This window comes from Candidatus Jettenia sp. AMX1 (assembly GCF_030263775.1).
Taxonomy (GTDB): Bacteria; Planctomycetota; Brocadiia; order Brocadiales; family Brocadiaceae; genus Jettenia; species Jettenia caeni.
On sequence record NZ_SZPP01000059.1, the window covers coordinates 1 to 18282 of the forward strand.

At 44.4% G+C, this 18282-nt stretch carries 12 protein-coding genes; 7 read left to right on the plus strand and 5 right to left on the minus strand.

Features of this window, described 5'->3' with window-relative positions:
• Positions 1-401 precede the first annotated feature (401 nt).
• Positions 402-3851, plus strand: a complete 3450-nt coding sequence (locus FBQ94_RS15245; protein ID WP_200891791.1) for a pyruvate carboxylase — start codon at positions 402-404, stop codon at positions 3849-3851.
• A 392-nt stretch (positions 3852-4243) separates the two neighbouring features.
• On the opposite strand, the gene FBQ94_RS15250 is transcribed toward FBQ94_RS15245, so the two are convergent.
• The 3 genes from FBQ94_RS15250 to FBQ94_RS15260 form a co-directional block, all read right to left on the minus strand.
• Positions 4244-4960 carry an Lcl C-terminal domain-containing protein gene (locus FBQ94_RS15250; RefSeq protein ID WP_052565489.1) on the minus strand — a complete coding sequence of 239 codons (717 nt, stop codon included), beginning with the start codon at positions 4958-4960 and terminating at the stop codon, positions 4244-4246.
• A 28-nt stretch (positions 4961-4988) separates the two neighbouring features.
• Positions 4989-6674, minus strand: a complete 1686-nt coding sequence (ettA, locus tag FBQ94_RS15255; RefSeq protein WP_052565492.1) for an energy-dependent translational throttle protein EttA — start codon at positions 6672-6674, stop codon at positions 4989-4991.
• Positions 6675-7106: 432 nt separating this feature from the next.
• A complete protein-coding gene (locus tag FBQ94_RS15260; protein WP_082059419.1) occupies positions 7107-8345 on the minus strand; it encodes an integron integrase in 1239 nt (412 codons plus the stop codon).
• A gap of 205 nt (positions 8346-8550) precedes the next feature.
• Between FBQ94_RS15260 and FBQ94_RS15265 the strand changes: the two genes are divergently transcribed.
• The 5 genes from FBQ94_RS15265 (at position 8551) to FBQ94_RS15285 (ending at position 12500) form a co-directional block, all read left to right on the plus strand.
• Complete coding sequence (locus FBQ94_RS15265; RefSeq protein ID WP_052565494.1) at positions 8551-9282, plus strand: PaeR7I family type II restriction endonuclease; 732 nt, start codon at positions 8551-8553, stop codon at positions 9280-9282.
• Positions 9283-9286: 4 nt separating this feature from the next.
• Positions 9287-10195 (plus strand): DNA-methyltransferase, encoded by a 909-nt coding sequence (locus FBQ94_RS15270; RefSeq protein ID WP_052565496.1) that lies wholly within the window; start codon positions 9287-9289, stop codon positions 10193-10195.
• 152 nt (positions 10196-10347) lie between these two features.
• Positions 10348-10638 carry a hypothetical protein gene (locus FBQ94_RS15275; protein ID WP_052565498.1) on the plus strand — a complete coding sequence of 97 codons (291 nt, stop codon included), beginning with the start codon at positions 10348-10350 and terminating at the stop codon, positions 10636-10638.
• Positions 10631-11749, plus strand: coding sequence for a dGTP triphosphohydrolase (gene dgt / locus FBQ94_RS15280; protein ID WP_052565500.1), 1119 nt, complete (start codon positions 10631-10633; stop codon positions 11747-11749). Before FBQ94_RS15275 ends, dgt begins: the two co-directional genes overlap by 8 nt.
• Positions 11750-11948: 199 nt before the next feature.
• Complete coding sequence (locus FBQ94_RS15285) at positions 11949-12500, plus strand: REP-associated tyrosine transposase (protein WP_052565502.1); 552 nt, start codon at positions 11949-11951, stop codon at positions 12498-12500.
• A 147-nt stretch (positions 12501-12647) separates the two neighbouring features.
• Here FBQ94_RS15285 and FBQ94_RS15290 read toward each other — a convergent pair whose 3' ends face one another.
• Positions 12648-14180: a sodium-dependent transporter gene (locus tag FBQ94_RS15290; RefSeq protein ID WP_052565504.1), complete on the minus strand. Its 1533-nt coding sequence runs from the start codon at positions 14178-14180 to the stop codon at positions 12648-12650.
• 375 nt (positions 14181-14555) lie between these two features.
• Positions 14556-17567 (minus strand): M28 family peptidase, encoded by a 3012-nt coding sequence (locus FBQ94_RS15295; RefSeq protein ID WP_285442238.1) that lies wholly within the window; start codon positions 17565-17567, stop codon positions 14556-14558.
• Between the two features lie 381 nt (positions 17568-17948).
• Here FBQ94_RS15295 and FBQ94_RS15300 point away from each other — a divergent pair, with 381 nt between their 5' ends.
• Positions 17949-18110 carry a hypothetical protein gene (locus FBQ94_RS15300; RefSeq protein ID WP_157842633.1) on the plus strand — a complete coding sequence of 54 codons (162 nt, stop codon included), beginning with the start codon at positions 17949-17951 and terminating at the stop codon, positions 18108-18110.
• Positions 18111-18282 lie beyond the last annotated feature (172 nt).

Here is an 18282-nt window from a genome sequence, read left to right on the forward strand (position 1 = left end):
CCATCGTTGACTATTTCAAAAAGTCAAGCAAAAAATACCTCTTTCTAAAAAAATTTATTGTCTTTTGTTTTACGCAAATTTCTAACCGGACAATGCTGAGTAAAACCATACATACCCTATTTTACCGGCCTTTGCTGGACAGACACCTTCTTCTTGATTTTGCTGCCTTTTGACGGTATTCTTATTTTACTTTTTACCATCTGGGTTACCTCCTCTTAATTATTAGGTTAATCTCACTTACCCTATTATAATGAGGTAATCCTTGATGGTTTCACCTCCTTTTATCTTGCACTTGTGCAAGATTCAGGTTATATAATATTCCAGATAGTAAAGAGGATGTTCACAAATGGCACCTTCGGATAAAATGAATTTTTTCAGTAAACTCTATTTAAAGGTTTTTTATGGAAATCAGGAAATTTAAAAAGCTTCTCGTTGCCAACCGTGGTGAAATAGCGATACGGGTCTGCCGTGCAGCGCATGAAATTGGTATAAGAACCGTGGCAATATATTCTCACGAAGACCGCTTTGCACTTCATAGATTTAAAGCAGACGAAGCCTATCAGATTGGTAAGGGTAAAGATCCAGTCAAGGCTTATCTGGATATCGATGGAATCATTCATCTGGCCAAAGACAAGGAAGTTGACGCTATTCATCCGGGTTACGGGTTTCTCTCAGAGAATGCCAACTTTGCCCGTGCCTGTGAAAAGGCAGACATCACCTTTGTCGGTCCCCGTCCGGAAATCCTTGATACGCTTGGCAATAAAACCTCGGCCAGAGAAATTGCCGAAAAAGTGAATGTTCCCATACTTTCAGGGTGTAATCACCCAATTAAAAACCTGGATGAGGCTAAATCTCTCTGCAGCAAATTGGGATATCCGGTTATCATCAAGGCTGCCCATGGCGGCGGCGGTCGTGGTATGCGTGTGGTTCACAGTGAGTTTGAATTGGGCCATCGCCTGAATGAAGCCAAGCGTGAATCCCTGACGGCCTTTGGTTCTGATGAATGTTTTATAGAAAAATATGTCGAAAAAGCACGCCATATTGAGGTGCAGATTCTCGGTGACAAATACAATAATATGGTACACCTGTTTGAGCGCGACTGTTCTCTTCAAAGGCGCCATCAGAAAGTCGTTGAGATTGCCCCGGCACAGAATCTAGGCAAAAGCATCAGACAGAGCATCTGTGATGCAGCCGTAAAAATAGGTAAATCTGTGAATTATGATAATGCCGGTACCGTAGAATTTCTCCTTGATACAGAGACCGAAAAGTATTATTTCATAGAAGTCAATCCCAGAATTCAGGTTGAGCACACCGTCACCGAAACTATTACCGGTTTCGATCTGGTAAAGAGACAGATCTTAATCAGCGAAGGGTTCCCCCTCAATTCACCGGAAATCCGCATACCGAACCAGGAAGCAATTCATATCAATAGCATTGCCTTCCAGTGCCGGATTACCACAGAAGACCCTTCCAACGGGTTTGTTCCCGACTATGGCCGCATTCAGCATTACCGTTCTGCTGGTGGCATGGGTATCCGTCTTGACGCCGGAACTGCCTTCTCCGGCGCACTGGTAACTCCTTACTATGACTCTATGCTTGTGAAAGTTACGGCTTTTGGAACCTGTTTTGAGGAAACAGCACACCGTATGGATAGGGCGTTGGATGAATTCCGGATCCGTGGTGTAAAAACCAATATTCCGTTTCTCATTAATCTGATTAACCACAAAGATTTTCTGGAAGGTAAATGTACTACGCGCTTCATTGACGAAAATCCGAATCTCTTCCATTTTTCTCGCCGCCGGGATCGTGCTACCCTCATCATGCGTTTCATGGGAGATATTCTGGTCAACGGTCACCCGCTTATTAAGGAAATACCCAAGTCCATATGCCGCCGTAAAGCGCCGGTTCCTGCTGCCGATCGTAAAAACCCCAGACCTAAGGGCAGCCGTGACCTTCTCCTGGAAATGGGACCAAAAAAATTCACCCAGTATATCATCGAGGAGAAAAAACTGCTGTTGACAGATACGTCTTTCCGCGATGCGCATCAGTCCCTGCTGGCTACCCGTATGAGGACTATAGATATGCTGATGATAACTGAGATATACTCTAGGAACCATGCCGATTTCTTTTCACTCGAAATGTGGGGTGGAGCAACCTTTGACACCGCCATGAGATTTCTCATGGAATGTCCTTGGGAACGCTTGCGCTTCATGCGAAAACTGGCGCCCAATATACTCTTCCAGATGTTGCTCAGGGCATCTAATGGCGTTGGTTATACCAACTACCCTGATAATGTCGTCAAGGCATTCATAAAACAGTCAGCAGAAAGCGGCATAGATATATTCCGTGTCTTTGACTCTCTGAACTGGGTCACAAACATGAAAGTGGCAATGGATGCCGTTCTGGAAACCAAGGCCCTCTGTGAAGCCGCCATATGTTACACCGGAGATATTTTGGATTCAAAACGGACTAAATACACGCTGGGCTATTATATAAAAATGGCAAAAGAGCTGGAAGGCCATGGCGCTCATATCCTGGCAATCAAGGATATGGCTGGCCTCTTGAAGCCTTATGCTGCCTATGAACTGGTTAGTGCTCTGAAATCTGAGCTGAAGATCCCCATACATCTTCATACCCACGACACATCAGGCGGTCAGATCGCCACCCTCATCAAGGCTGCAGAGGCTGGTGTAGATATTGTGGACGCCGCAGTGGGGCCTCTTTCCGGACTGACCTCTCAGCCCAATCTGAACACCCTGGTGGAAATGATGCGTTTTCACAAACGTGACACGGGTATGGACTTCAAGGCCCTGGGGTTACTCTCGGACTACTGGGAAGTGGTCAGGGAGTATTATGCGCCATTTGAATCCATTCAAAAGTCAAGCACTGCCGAGGTGTACCATCACGAGATCCCTGGCGGCCAGTTTACCAACCTTTTCCAGCAGGCCCATTCTATGGGTCTGGCACACCGCTGGCATGAAATCACCGATGTTTATGCAGATGTCAACCAGCTTTTCGGAGATATTGTGAAAGTTACTCCATCCTCGAAGGTTGTTGGAGATCTGACACTTTTTCTGGTGACAAATGACCTCAGGGCTCAGGATATCGTTCACAGTAACAAGGAAATTTCTTTTCCCACATCCGTTATAGAATTTTTTGAAGGCCGTCTCGGCCAGCCGACCGGAGGTTTTCCAAAAGATGTACAATATAGAATTTTGCGAGGGGCGCCTGCTTTCACTGAAAGGCCTGGCGCTAATCTGCCGCCTGTGAACCTTGACGAGATCAAAAAAGAAGTTGGGGGTCGGATCTCCAAATCCATCACCAACGAAGAACTCATGTCTTATCTGATGTATCCGGATGTCTTCATTCAGTACGCTGAGCACAGAAAAAAATACGACGACGTTTCTGTTATTCCCACGGATGTATTTTTCTATGGCCTGCCTATGAACGAAGAAGTCGCCCTTGACATCGAAGAAGGAAAGACCCTGATTTTCAAACTGGTGGCCATAAGCCCGGTAAATGCGGAAGGAGACTGTACCGTTTTCTTTGAACTGAACGGTCAGCCGCGTGAGGTAGTTATTGCCAACCGCAAGGTCGCTGCTTCAGTAACCAGGCGTCCTCAGGCAGAAGAAGGAAACAGCAAACACGTCGCTGCACCCATGCCGGGCATGATTGTCAATGTAAAAGTAGGCGTTGGCGATAAGGTTGTTAAAAATGATCCGCTTTTGATAATGGAGGCCATGAAGATGGAAGCGACTATTTATGCTGAACATGACGGTGAAATTGGTCAGATTTTGGTTAAAGCAAGGGAATGTGTCGAGGCGAGAGATTTACTGATCGTCTACAAGTAATTATATATAGGAAGGTGGTCTGGTTTGAAGACAACTACTTGGATTGACGAAGCGCCAGAAATGTCAGCCTCGTTGCAGATATCAGCCAAGGCAGGCACCGCCTACCAAAAATTGAGCAATCGGATGGGCACTGCATGAAGGGTACGTCCTCGTAAAAACGGGGATTGGATCGAAATGGTTTGACAAAAATTGATTATGGCAGGCATTGCCTCCCTACATAAAAATTGTACGACTGGAAAATAGACATATATGACGAATTATCAAAGGATACGGATACCGGGTTAACCTCTTTCTTTACGGTGGTCACCTCCAACGGAAGAAAAACCCGGTGATTCCAAAAAGCAGGCAAATCCTAACGCTGTTTTCAAATATACAAATGAACAAATGTACAATTATCTTCTCCGAAGGGCACGAACTGAGTATTTGATATTGCCATCATTATAGACGTAGTCGCAATAGCCCGAATCAAACCTGACAACCCAGGACATCGAATCTCTTCTGAAATCAGACGTCCAAATCCTCACCTGACATGGGTCAAATATTTGGTCAATATGTAAATCACCATTCTTCTTTGTTGGCTCCATCAAAGACATAGCTTCTTCTAAGGTCGGTAAACGCCAGTCATGATAACCGGCAAATTGTTCATGGTTCAGTTTGGAAATATAGCTCTTTGTTTCTTCATAATTCATCTCTCCTTGGGAACCTGATTGCTGCCACAGTAAACTACTTGCATGATCATAAACAGCCGTTCCTCCATCTTGAACTTGAAACTCATGAGAAAAACCCTGGATGGAAGAATTCCTTCGGGAATCGAAGAGACCCTTATCTTTCAGCACGATCTGTACTATTTCAGGTGATAATCCCTTTTCGGGCTTGTTGCGGAATATTGTTTTGATAATCGTTGAATTTTCAGTATCTGCGGTTCTCTTTAGCCTGAAAATGGTAACTTCATTATTCACTATTATCATTACAACCAAACCAATTATTATAGGAATAAAAATGCTGGAGATCAAATACGGCATCCTTTTCCTGTTTGTTGAATGGTGTTGAGATTTTTCTTTATTTGGGATGTCTTGCTTATACTTTCTTTGCATTATTATTTCTGCCATTTCAGGTTTTTAGTTCCTCCACACAACTTTAAGCCCTAGTCAAATGCCGGTATTTGATGCGGTGGGGCTGGTCTTCTGTAATGCCAAGACGTTTTTTTCTATCCGCTTCATATTCGGAATAGTTTCCTTCAAACCAGAAGGTTTTGCTGTCTCCCTCGAAGGCAAGGATGTGGGTAGCGATCCGATCGAGGAACCAGCGGTCATGGCTGATCGCCAGGACACAACCGGAGAAATTTTCCAGGGCGTCTTCCAAAGCCCGCATGGTGTTTACGTCGAGATCATTCGTGGGTTCGTCTAACAGAAGCAGATTGGCGCCTTCTTTCAGTATACAGGCAAGATGTACCCTGTTCCGTTCTCCACCTGATAGTGTTTTCACTGGCTTTTGCTGGTCTGTCCCGGAAAAATTAAAACGCGCCACATACGCACGGGAATTAACCTCCCTGCTGCCAAGCCGGATAATATCCTTCCCCCCTGAAATTATCTCCCATATGGTTTTGCTGGGATCGAGGGTTTCCCGACTTTGATCAACGTATGCGAGCTTAACCGACTCACCCACCCGGATCGTACCGGTATCCGGTTTTTCTTGGCCGGTAATCATGCGGAATAGGGTGGTTTTTCCGGCGCCGTTGGGGCCAATGATCCCGACAATTCCTCCGCGTGGCAGGGAAAAGGTCATCCCCTCCACCAAAATACGGTCTCCGTATGCCTTGGTTACCTTGTCTGCTTCAACGACCAAATTACCCAGTCTCGGGCCGGGCGGGATATAGATCTCTAAATCCTTTATACGGTTTTCACCTTGTTGTTCAAGGAGCGATTCGTAAGAGTTAATACGTGCCTTCGATTTTGCGTGTCTGCCCTTGGGTGTCATCCTGATCCATTCCAGCTCGCGTTTGAGGGTCTTTTGCCGCTCGGTCTCCTGCTTTTCTTCCTGCTGTAACCTCTTTTGCTTTTGCTCAAGCCATGACGAATAATTCCCCTTCCAGGGAATTCCATACCCCCTGTCCAGTTCTAATATCCAGCCGGCTACATTATCGAGAAAATAGCGATCATGGGTTACTGCGATCACCGTGCCCTCATAATTTTGCAAATGATGCTCCAGCCATGCAACCGATTCGGCGTCAAGATGGTTCGTCGGTTCGTCTAACAGTAAAATGTCCGGTTTTTGCAATAATAACCGGCAAAGCGCCACACGGCGTCGTTCCCCTCCGGATAACACCTTTATCGGCATGTTCCCTTCGGGGCAACGCAAGGCGTCCATTGCCATTTCCAGGCGTGCATCCAGATCCCATGCGCCAAGCGAGTCAATTTTTTCCTGTACCTCCCCCTGCCGTTCTATCAGTTTGTTCATGTCGTCATCCGACATCGGTTCGGCAAATCGTTCATTGATCCGGTTGTACTCATTGTGGAGGTCTACTAGTTCCTGAACCCCTTGTTCCACAATTTCACGTACCGTTTTTGTCTCATCCAGGTGTGGTTCCTGCTCTAAAAATCCAACCGTGTAGCCGGGTGAAAGGGTTGCCTGTCCGTTAAAGTCCGTATCCACTCCGGCAAGAATACGCAGGAGAGAACTCTTTCCTGAACCATTCAAGCCCAGTACGCCAATCTTGGCGCCGTAAAAATACGAAAGGGAAATATCCTTCAACACGGGCTTCTTGTCATAATATTTGCTTACCTTGAGCATGGAATAGATGATCTTATTCGGTTGATTACTCATTTTGATTGTCTCCGAAAAAATGGCTTTGAAATTACCATAGAGGTATCAATTTGGCTTTTTGAAAAACCCCAAAATATTGAGGTTTTTATTAAAAATTTTTGCGCTTTTACCTGTTCTATTGAGCGTGAGAAAATGTAATCCGGCTAATTCATGTCAAGACGTATCGACGACTCTTTTAAAGAGGGTAAAATAAGTAAGACTATCTTTACTTTTTAAGTGTATCTTTTGAATTACTATAAAGATATTTTATTGGTATGGCAAGTCTCAATCAAGAATGTATTTCTGAACTTATAACCATCCCTTTTTCCTCCCCATCGCAAGGCAATGTCATTGAATTAAGGCAGAGAAGTCTTTTCTCTTTAAATTGGGCCTTCGGCAACTTTTTCATGTAGAGCGAAGAGACTCTTCGCTCTACAATCGAAACTTTGAAATTTATGCATCCAGAGGGCTCCGCACGCCTAATATATTTTTTGAGGCAACGTGGGTATAAATCATGGTGGTTTGAAGATTCCTGTGACCAAGCAACTCCTGAATTGTCCTGATGTCATATCCCTTCTCCAGTAGATGCGTGGCGAAACTATGCCGTAACGTATGTACGGATGCCTGTTTCGTAATTCCTGCCTTTGTGACGGCAACCTTGAATGATTTTTGGAGTGATGCAGGGTGCATATGATGACGCCGCACCGTGTGCGTGCGCGGATCAACGGAAAGAGATTTGGAGGGAAAAAGCCAGAACCAACCCCACTCCTTGCCTGCATCGGGATATTCCTTTTCCAGCGCACCAGGAAGATAAACTCCATGAATGCCCTTTTCCCTGTCCTGATCGTATAAGCCCCTTACTTCCGAAATGTGCGCAATGAGATCATCTTTAAGGGACTCAGGGAGAATCGTTCTCCGGTCTTTATTCCCCCTGCCCGATCTCACAATGACAATGTTCTGTTCGAGGTCAATGTCTTTTATTCGCAGACTCAGGCATTCCTGCAACCTGAGTCCGCATCCGTACGTGAGCATTGCCATAATACGTTGGGCTCCTGACAGATGATCAAATATTGCATGCACTTCCTTTAGCGTGAGCACCACCGGGATGCGTCGTTTGTATATCGCTCGCACCGCATCCAGTTCCTTTTCACCTATCTCCTTTTCAAGCACATGCCGGTAAACAAAAAGAAGCGCATTTAAAGCCTGATTCTGAGTGGAAGCAGACACCTTTTGTTCTACTGCAAGGGAACTCAGGAAATCCTGTATATCCCCGTTTGTCAGTTCTGATGGTTTTTTATCATGGACATATCCCCGAAATGAGCGCAGCCAGGAGATATAGGTCTTTTCCGTGCTATGTGACCGATGTCTGAGCCTGAGGGCTTCTCGTGTCTGTGTTTCAAGCAGGTTCCATTCGTTTTCACCCTCTGAAGACTTCATCGATGCATTTTTTTGTAATGAAGTGAGGTAATAGCTATAAAGCCGCAATGCATTTTCGGCCTGCTTGACCTGCCCGTCTTCATGGGTTTTGGCCAAATATTTCTGGAATCGATTCGTTTGCTCCGGATTTAATACCACAGAGTCGGGCGTGTCGAGAAACGAGTAGCAGTCAGAGACCCACTTCAGGTAAAAAGGGACATCTTTTTCTTTCACCAGCGCTTTTTGAGTAAGGTAGTCTTTGAAAGATGAAAGCATAATAAAACCAAACAATTATCAAGATTCCACATACTAATAAATTAGGAGTAATATTATAGAACTATATTCAATATTTCAACATAATTCTATCGATTTTTGTTTGACAACGGATATGGCATGATATACTATGCTGACATTCACAGAATAAAAATAAAATAAATGTTGGCCATAGAAAAATAAACTATACTACTGATAAAATAATTGCATGAATCAACACGAAATCCTCCGACATCTACCCGATCTCAGCTCGAAAGCGGTTGCTCATTACTGGCAGACACGGGCTACACAGCGAAAGAAGCAGGAGCAGGCTGGAAAGGCCGACCAAGGATTGAGAAGTGCGGTGACGGGTGGCGCACAGATGAATGGGTTTATTGACCTGTTCACTAAGCTTGTTACCCAAAGCGGCATACCTGAGAGATATGTATTCCGAAAGAAAGCCATTGAACTTCCAGGTTTCTTCCGCCCCACTAAAGAATGGGACCTCCTTGTTGTTAGGGAGCGGACATTAATTGCCGCTGTCGAAGCCAAATCTCAAGTTGGTCCTTCCTTTGGCAACAATTTCAATAACAGGACGGAAGAAGCAATGGGAAGTGCCCTTGATCTGTGGACAGCCTATCGCGAACATGCCTATCTTGATAGCCCTCAACCCTTTCTTGGATATTTCTTTATGCTGGAAGATTGTACAGCATCAAACCGGCCGGTCAGCATTCAAGAACCCCATTTCAAGGTATTTCCTGAGTTTCGTGGCGCGTCATATATGCGCCGTTACGAATTGTTCTGCCGGAAACTTGTTTTAGAGCGTCATTATACCGCTTCCGCTTTTATAACTTCATCCAGCCACGAAGGCCTTAAGGGTATATTCAAAACACCTGCGGATGACCTGTCGATTGAACGTTTTGCAAAGATACTCATTGCTCATGTGACGACCTTTGTGTGAATCCATGCAGCCTACGTCCCACAGATTGATCAATGCTGATGCAAGAAACCTATCGTTCCTAAAAGATGAATCAGTTCATCTTGTTGTAACATCGCCTCCTTACTGGAATCTTAAGCGTTATAACGAGAACCCACATCAGCTTGGCCATGTTCAAGAGTACGAAGCCTTTCTTGCTGAATTGGAAAAGGTCTGGCGGCAAGTGTTTCGTGTTCTTGTCCCTGGAGGACGTCTGGTTTGCGTTGTTGGGGATGTCTGTGTTGCCCGACGAAACTTCGGACGGCATCTTGTATTTCCGCTTCACGCCGACATCTGCGTTATATGCAGACGCATTGGTTTTGACAATCTCAACCCGATTATCTGGCACAAAATAGCCAACGCGTCATATGAAGTTTCAAATGGATCAAAGTTCCTCGGGAAACCCTATGAGCCTAATGCTATTATCAAGAATGATATGGAGTTCATTCTTATGCAGAGAAAACCTGGTGGTTATAGAAAGCCAACAAACGCGCAGCGTGAAGCAAGCAGATTAACGAAAGATGAGTTTGATTGCTGGTTTCAGCAGATATGGAACATCACGGGAGCATCAACCAAGCACCACCCTGCACCGTTTCCCGTGGAGCTTGCCAAACGTCTGGTACGGATGTTCTCCTTTGTTGGAGATACTGTGCTTGATCCTTTTTGCGGATCGGGGACAACAATGGTTGCAGCACTGCGTTCGGGCCGCAACAGTATTGGTATTGAAATCGACCCTGAATATTGCCGAATGGCAGCCCGCTACCTGAAAGCTGAAACATCAGGCCTTTTCTCAGAAGCAAAGCTTCTTTTTGAAAGAGGCATTGCAGAGCAGGCATATGTTGTTAGTGAAGATCAGGCTTTCTATGAAGTCAGACCGGCAAAAAAGAAATTGGAATAGGCCAACAAATCGCTCCACATGGACGTGGCGATACTGCCGCCACGCCAGTGAGCTTCATCGTTATGCCTCCCTGTTCCGTAGAGATGCTATGGGAATATAATGAACAAGTAGCTTATAGAATCTGCGTTAATCTGTAAAAGAGGGCAAGTAAAGTGAACCAAGACCGGATCGAGCGTTGGAAGAAGTTCCTTTCTGATAAAAGGCTTGGAGAGTCTCCAACAACAACAAAACCACCTGAAGGTCGGTCAAAATTCGACCAAGACTATGACCGTATAGTATTCTCTAGTGCTTTTCGTCGTTTACAGGATAAAACCCAGGTTTTCCCTCTGTCCCAATCCGATTACACTAGAACTCGGCTCACTCATAGCGTTGAGGTTTCCTGTGTAGGCCGTTCACTTGGTCAGATGGCTGGTAAGGATCCTCCAAAAAGAAGGCGTGCTTAAACAGGATGACTTAACTTATGGGGATATTGGAACGATCGTCGCTGCCGCTTGCTTGGCTCATGATATAGGTAATCCGCCATTTGGGCATTCCGGTGAAAAGGCAATCCAGCAATGGGCAAGAACAAAATTCAGGGGTACAACATCTGGTGAATTGAATCTGAATGATTTGATTCCAGATAGATCACAGCAGGGAGATTTTTTATCTTTTGAAGGAAACGCCCAGAGTTTTAGGATTCATTCCAAGCTCCAAGCTAGAGAAAGGCGAGGGGGATTACGACTAACTCTAGCGACAATCGGCGCAATGACAAAATACCCCCGCCCCTCTCTAATAGAAGAAGCCCTTAAAGATAAAGATGTATCCCTCAAAAAATGTGGCTACTTTCAAGATGATGCGCCTCTGGCTGTTGAAGCATTCCGCGGTTTAGGATTAATTGAGAAATCTTCAGGTGTTTTTCAAAGGCACCCTTTGGCTTTTTTAGTGGAAGCAGCAGATGATATTTGTTATGCCATCATTGATATTGAAGATGCTCACCAATTGAGAATTATTCCCTATTCAGATGTCGAAGATGTACTTCTTCCTATAGCCAAAAGAGTTAATGAATCTCCAATTAATTCTTATAACCTTGAAGCTACTAAGATTTCTAGATTGAGGGCTATGGCAATTCATGCACTCACTATGGAATGCATTCAAGTATTCAAGGAGAATTTAAAGCAGATCGAGAATGATAACTTCAAAGTCAGCCTGATCTCCCAAACGTCGCTGTGCAATGAATACGAAAAGCTAAAAACCTTGGCCAATAAAGTTTATATCAACGAGCGGGTACTACAAATTGAATATGCTGGTTTTCAAGCAATTGGTGGACTCATTGAAATGTATTATTCAGCAATCTTAACAGATCAACCAGATCCTAAGGAAAAGAACCTAAGGCAGCTATTCCCAAGACAACACCTACAATTATCTGAACAACAATTTAATACGCACGACGAATATCTAAAAATACTTTCACCTTATCAACGTTTACTTGTGGTCACAGATTATATTTCCGGTATGACAGATACTTACGCCGTTGATTTATACCAGAAACTTTCTGGCATCAAACTACCTTCGTAAGTACGAGGAATAACAAGCCAAGTAGGGTAGGCACCGCCTACCAAAAATTGAGCAATTGGGGTAGGTTTCTGCATAAAGGACATGTCCTCGTGAAACTTGTCCTCATGAAAATGGGGAACGTGAATTGGATCGAAATAGATTGATTATGGCGGGTAATGCCCGCCCTACATAAAAATTACATGGTTGGAAATGGGCACGTATGCCAGATTATCGAAGGATACGGATACCGGGTATAACCTATTTCTTTACGGTTGTTACTTACAAACGACGAAAAATCCTGATAATTCCGCAGAGCAGGCAAATTTTACGTGCCGTGATTAATAAGGTGCGGCAATTACATCCATTTACGATTTGTGGATGGGTGCTGCTGCCTGATCATATCCATTGTATATGGACCCTTCCGGAAAACGACGGCGATTATTCCAAACGCTGGGGCATGATTAAGGCAGGATTTTCAAAAAGGGCTAAAAGCCTGTTTCATCGTAACGAATTGATGACCGATTCAAAACGGAAATACCGCGAAGCAACGATCTGGCAACGGCGTTTTTGGGAACACATGATTCGTGATGAGGATGATTTCAGGAGACACATGGATTATCTCCATTTTAACCCGGTAAAGCATAGATTGGTAAAACGTGTCAAGGACTGGCCGTATTCGACGTTTCACCGGTTTGTGAAAAATGGGAGTTATCCGCCCGATTGGGGTGGAGATGAAATGGATGAGATAACCGATGCGGATTTTGGCGAATGATATTTTTGGCAGGCAATGCCTGCCCTACCTGACTCTTTTATTTTTGTGTTCTTTTTTTAGCCATTTTCAATATTTTTCCATAACAGAAAAATACCAGGGTCAAGATTATTCCCCAGAAAAAGATCAAAAAGAACCACCCCGAAAGGCTCATAAACGCGCCTCTCTTTTCTTCCACGCCTTGTGGATGAGAATCCCGGCTATGGTAAAAGTTACCATCAAATAAATACGGGCAATCCATTTCGTAGAAGATGTTTTAAAAATTTCCTGCCAGCCATGCTGGATCACCCATCCTGTGAAAATGATAATAAGGATCGTTGGCGTTACATACCTGCAAATAAAGAAAAATATCCCGGGAATGGGGATCTCGGCACCTCTCTTTATTTCCTTCCAGGCCTTGTTTGAGCCAAACACCCAGAAAAAGAGGATGATTTCAGTGGCCGCAAGGAAGGTAACGAAAAATGTTCCTGCCCAGAAGTCCAGTTCATCGAGTGTTCCTCTCATAAAGATAGGTATATGACCTGAGATAAAGAGAAAGCCACCCACACACCAGACGGCTTTTTTCTTTTCCATGCAAAACTCTTCCTCCAGGAAGGCAATGGCAGGTTGGGTTAAGGCAACAATAGAAGTAATTCCGGCAAAGAAGAGAAGTGCAAACCAGAGAAATCCAAAAACATTTCCCAGTGGGATAAACGAAAAAACCGCAGGCATTGAGACAAAACCAAGATGGTAAGCGCCTTCCCTGGCGATTATTTCAGTATTGGCAACGCCAAAAAACACCACGGCAGCGGGTATGGCAATGGATGATCCCAGGATAACCTCCGCAAATTCGTTTGTTGTGGCGGTTGTCAAACCAGAAAGTGCAATATCATCATGTTCCCGGAGATAGCTGGCATAGGTGAGCATTGCACCCATACCGAGGCTTAAAGTAAAAAACATCTGTCCTGCCGCGGCAAGCCAGATGTTTAAGTCAAATAGTTTTGAAAACTTTGGTTCCCAGAGAAAGGCGAGTCCTTTTAAGGGATTGCAATCAGGATGCACAGGAGAGCCTAGCGTAAAAACCCTTATTACCAGAAAAATGGCAAAGAGGAATAACAAAGGCATTGCAATTTTTGCCAACAGTTCGATGCCTCTGACAATTCCACGGGCAAGGATAAGCATGCTCAAAAAGAGGGTGAAAACATACATAATATACGCATACATGGACGGAGTGAGAAAAAAATCGCCAGTTCCGGTATATTGTTGAAGAACATGAGAGAATGGTTTTAATGTCTCTTCAAGTGTTCCTATCGTATCAACTTTGGGCAAACTGTTAAATAGTGAGAAGATGGCATATCCAACCGTCCACGAGGTGATGTATGTGTAGTAGACTATGATAACAAGGGGAGATACAATACCAATAATTCCGATATATTTGGCGCTCCTGTTTTTCCAGAGGAGCTGGAATGTACCAGGACTTGTTCCATGACCGCGAATGCCACCATATCTGCCGACAGCCCATTCCACCCACATGAGAGGAATGCCAAGGAGAAAGAATGAAAGGAAATAGGGTATCATGAAGGCACCGCCATCATGTTTTGCAGCCTGAACGGGAAATCTCAGAAAGTTTCCAAGACCAACCGCATTCCCTGACGCTGCAAGGATAAGTCCTATTCGTGTCCCCCACCGCTCTCGTTCAGTCATAAAAATTCAGGAAGAATTAAATTTGACCGTTATCTTGATTGAATAGGAATTTCAAACAAAAGCTCCTCCCCCTTAGTCCCCCTCACTGAGGGGGACAACCATCTGTCCCACGCTGGCGGGGGTGAAGGGGGTGGCCCACTGCCGATGACTCCCGATTCGTTTCGGTGCTGAGGATTAATTCTTGTTTCGGTGAGCCCTCTCACCGAAACATCCAACAATATCAAGTAATTCAAAGGATTATTCATCTGATAATGGTTGATTTCCCCGGCAAAAAGTGTCAAACTGTTAGCCCATCAAAGGAGGGAAAAGCTGCCTTGTCCCCTTGTGGCAGAGGGACGGATGAGGGGTCTTTTCTCGTCAAAGGTACTATCGATACTACTTCCGCGCTACCGGTATAATCGTTAATATCTCTCGTTTCCCATCCCTGAGTACAACGACTTCGACCGGTTTACCGACCCCCGCAGCATCCATCATATAATTGTAATCATAAATATTCGTAATCTTCTTCCCAGCAATTTCGACAATGATATCACCGTCTTTCATTCCGGCTTTATCCGCTGGCCCTTCCAGTTTAACCGTACTGATTTTTACGCCTTCACTGTTTTCGCTGGCAAAATCAGGCACGGTCCCCCAGTAAGTCCTGCGGGAAACTTTTTCTTTCCTCGATTCACCAGATTGCGCAACTTTCACGTAATCGGGGCGCTCTGCATGCCTGATTAAATCGATAACAATTGCCCGTGCAAATTCTGCGATCCTCACCATACCATCATAATTAAGGGTGCCCGGGTCATCCGTGGGTCTATTGTAATCTTCATGTACGCCGGTAAAGAAGTGAATTATGGGAACCTCTTTTGAATAAAAAGCCGTGGCATCTGTTGGCAGATACGGGTCGCGGTGAAGCTTTACGTTGAATCCGGCAGTTACATTGCATTTTTCAATGAGCCGGGCCCAGGTATTGGACGAACCTATCCCCTCAACTATCAAATTGTTTTCACTAAGTCGTCCGACCATATCAAAGTTAACATAGGCAATAACATTTTTTAATGGAATTGTGGGATGCTCAATGAAATAAGAAGATCCAAGGCATCCCAATTCTTCTCCCGACCAGAGGGCAAAAATAATCCCGCGTTTAAATAGTTGTGGATTCGTTTCCCGCTCTGCCGCCAGGGCAGCAGCCAGTTCAAGGACAGTGGAAACACCAGAGGCATTGTCATCAGCCCCGTTGTGTATCATGCCCTCTTCACCTTTGCGTGCCAGCGAGTCGATCCCTCCACGACCGATGTGATCGTAATGAGCACCAATGATAATATACTCAGCATTTTCATTTTCATCACAAGGGGGTAAAAGTCCAAGGACATTCCGGTCCTTTTCCTTAACCTGCTCAACCGCCGTGGATATCCGTATCTTCACGTTCGGTAAATCAAAGCCCGCTTCTGTCTGAGGGTCTTCAACATCTAGTCCTGCCTGAATTGTCTCAAGATTCTTACCGGAACCGGCGAAGAGCGCTTCGGCTATTTTACCACTTACAGATGCCGCAATAATTCCGGAGCTGGCCGATTCCTTATCACTGAAAAGTGGGAATAACTCCCCTCCACTAGGAGTCTTTGGGCCGGTAACAACTAATAACGCCTTAGCCCCGTGCTCGCGTGCTATCATCGTTTTATAACGTAATCCTGCGTACCGGGTAAGCTCTAAATGTCTCTTCATATCCACCTTTTCAGGCACATGGTGAAGAACCACCACAATTTTGTCTTTCACATCAAGTTTTTCGTATGAATCGTAACGATTCCCTTCATTTCCAGGGACGGACAACCCATAACCGGCAAAAACTACCTCCCCCTCTACCTCACCGTTAACCGTAAATGACAGAGGGGCAAAATCTTTGTTTACCACGAATTGAATCGTTTCTTTTTTCGTACCTTCCTTCGTAATTTGAAAGTGGTTTTGTTCCGGGATTATTTTTGTTCCGGCAATAAAGGGAAATTCCTGAAAATAGCCTTTGTTACTGTCAATGGCCTTTAATCCAATTCCTTTGAAATAGTCAGCAATATAATTGGCTGCCAGTTGCGTACCTTTTGTTCCCGTCAACCGTCCTTCCAATTCATCGGAGGCAAGATATTGCACTTCTGCTCGAAGATCGGTAGCAGTAATTTTAGGTGAGAATTGGTGCCCTGTTTTTTCAGGAATCTGGTCTTTGTAAGGCGGACTGTTGAAGACCTTTTGCGGTAAACTCTCAGGATTGCTGAATGTTTGAGCAGGCTGTGATGCGGATCTTACGTTTGCTAACTGTAATGCCTTCAATGCAGCTTCATGATCCCAATCTGCCAGGAATAGCTGAGAATCACCGTTCGCTGTCCTGCCGGAAGTCCACGCAAGACGTTTGCCGTCAGGTGCAAAAACAGGCAACCCATCAAATTTATCATGGAAAGTCACCCGTACCGGTTCTTTTTCACCAAGGGCATCCACGATAAACAACTCACAATTGGTAAATCCAAATTTATTGGAATGAAAGATGACGTAGTCACCGGAAGGATGGAAATAAGGAGCCCATGACATTGATTTGAAGTCAGTCAACCTTCGTACATCAGAACCATCGAGCAGCATGGTATAGACATCGGCCAGCATGCCGTTTTCATTGAAATGCCGCCAGATGATCCTTTTCCCGTCATGACTGAAAAAAGGACCCCCGTCATAACCAGGCCAGTTGGTTAATCGTTTTTGCTCAGAACCGTCGGCATTCATGATATAGATTTCACCAAAATAGGAAGGGCTGGTTTCCATGCGTTTCTGATCCTCGGATGAGAGCTTTTCAACCGGATAGGCATCTCTCAGAGAACAAAAAACAATTTTGTTTCCATCAGGGGAATAGGCGCCTTCTGCATCATAGCCGGGGGCATCTGTTAAGCGCTTTAATGTGGTTCCATCTCGTTTGGTCGAAAAAATGTCGTAACTTGAGTCATAATCCCACGTAAAACGGCGTTTTTTTCCAGAGGCGCGGAATTCAAATTCTGCTTTTTGTTTTTCCTTTGCATCAGGGTCAAGGTGGGTTGAGGCAAAAAGCACTTCTTCTGAGTTGTTTCGGAAAAATGAGCAGGTGGTTTTGCCAATTCCCGGAGAAACCCGATGGGTATCTCCCGTCTCAAGACTCATTATATAAATCTGGTAAAAAGGATTTTCAGGGTCGCGTTCGCTTTGAAATATCAAATATTTTCCATCCTGAGAAAAATATCCCTCACCGGCGCTTTTCCCCTGGATGGTCAACTGCCGGATATTTGCTAAAAATTGCTCTTCACCCTTTTCACTCCCGCTGCTATTTATTACGCCCCAATGAAAGCACATTGCGGTTAACAACACGGTAAAAGTAATGATTGAAATGAATTGCTTCATTGAAAAATCCCCCTCCCCCATTTATCTTAATATTTGTAATAATCGCTAAAAGTAAGTTGTTATTTGAACAAATATTTCCCTGGCAAAATTGAACATCGTTGTATACTCAGATAATAATAGATAGAGTATTAAGCTGTCAATCTCGATGTTAATTTTGTGCTGGCAGTAATAAAAATTTTGATGCGAAAACGAGGATGAAACATCCAAGAGCCTCTGGTTCACAAAGGATAATGAAAAATATCGACCTGAGACTAAGGCAAAGAATCACGCAAAGCAAGATTCTTCGCGGAGTTTACCCTGAGCGGTAAAAGAGATTCTTCACTTTGCTCAGAATGACAAAAAGCGAAGGTCTCAGAATGATAGTGCAGGAGGTATTTTCAGGTGAAAAAGACGATCTTTGTTTGGTCGTACTTACTATTTATCATATTTCCAATTCAAATTTTTGCGGGAGACGTGGTTATTACCGTGGATAGATTTAAGCAGAACAATGACGTCCCTGTACGATTTTCAATTTGTGATCGTGAGGAATGTCATCAGGAATGATTTACAAAATTGGGCTGGCAGCCTTACCTTAAAAGAGGGGATGGTATGATTTTTCAGATAAAGAGTATTTTTTCATTAACGGGGTAGAATTGTCTTACTTTAGAGATAGATCAGCAACTGTTCCTGGATTTCCGAAAATATAGCTTGCCTGATCTGAAGACATTGCCCATCC

What these genes read in the sequence shown, in the direction of transcription:
- FBQ94_RS15290 (WP_052565504.1), bottom strand. Translation starts at nt 14,180, where the DNA reads ATGACTGAACGAGAGCGGTGGGGGACACGAATAGGACTTATCCTTGCA.
- ettA (WP_052565492.1), bottom strand. Translation starts at nt 6,674, where the DNA reads ATGAGTAATCAACCGAATAAGATCATCTATTCCATGCTCAAGGTAAGC.
- FBQ94_RS15265 (WP_052565494.1), top strand. Translation starts at nt 8,551, where the DNA reads ATGAATCAACACGAAATCCTCCGACATCTACCCGATCTCAGCTCGAAA.
- FBQ94_RS15270 (WP_052565496.1), top strand. Translation starts at nt 9,287, where the DNA reads ATGCAGCCTACGTCCCACAGATTGATCAATGCTGATGCAAGAAACCTA.
- FBQ94_RS15260 (WP_082059419.1), bottom strand. Translation starts at nt 8,345, where the DNA reads ATGCTTTCATCTTTCAAAGACTACCTTACTCAAAAAGCGCTGGTGAAA.
- FBQ94_RS15285 (WP_052565502.1), top strand. Translation starts at nt 11,949, where the DNA reads ATGCCAGATTATCGAAGGATACGGATACCGGGTATAACCTATTTCTTT.
- FBQ94_RS15245 (WP_200891791.1), top strand. Translation starts at nt 402, where the DNA reads ATGGAAATCAGGAAATTTAAAAAGCTTCTCGTTGCCAACCGTGGTGAA.
- FBQ94_RS15295 (WP_285442238.1), bottom strand. Translation starts at nt 17,567, where the DNA reads ATGAAGCAATTCATTTCAATCATTACTTTTACCGTGTTGTTAACCGCA.
- FBQ94_RS15250 (WP_052565489.1), bottom strand. Translation starts at nt 4,960, where the DNA reads ATGGCAGAAATAATAATGCAAAGAAAGTATAAGCAAGACATCCCAAAT.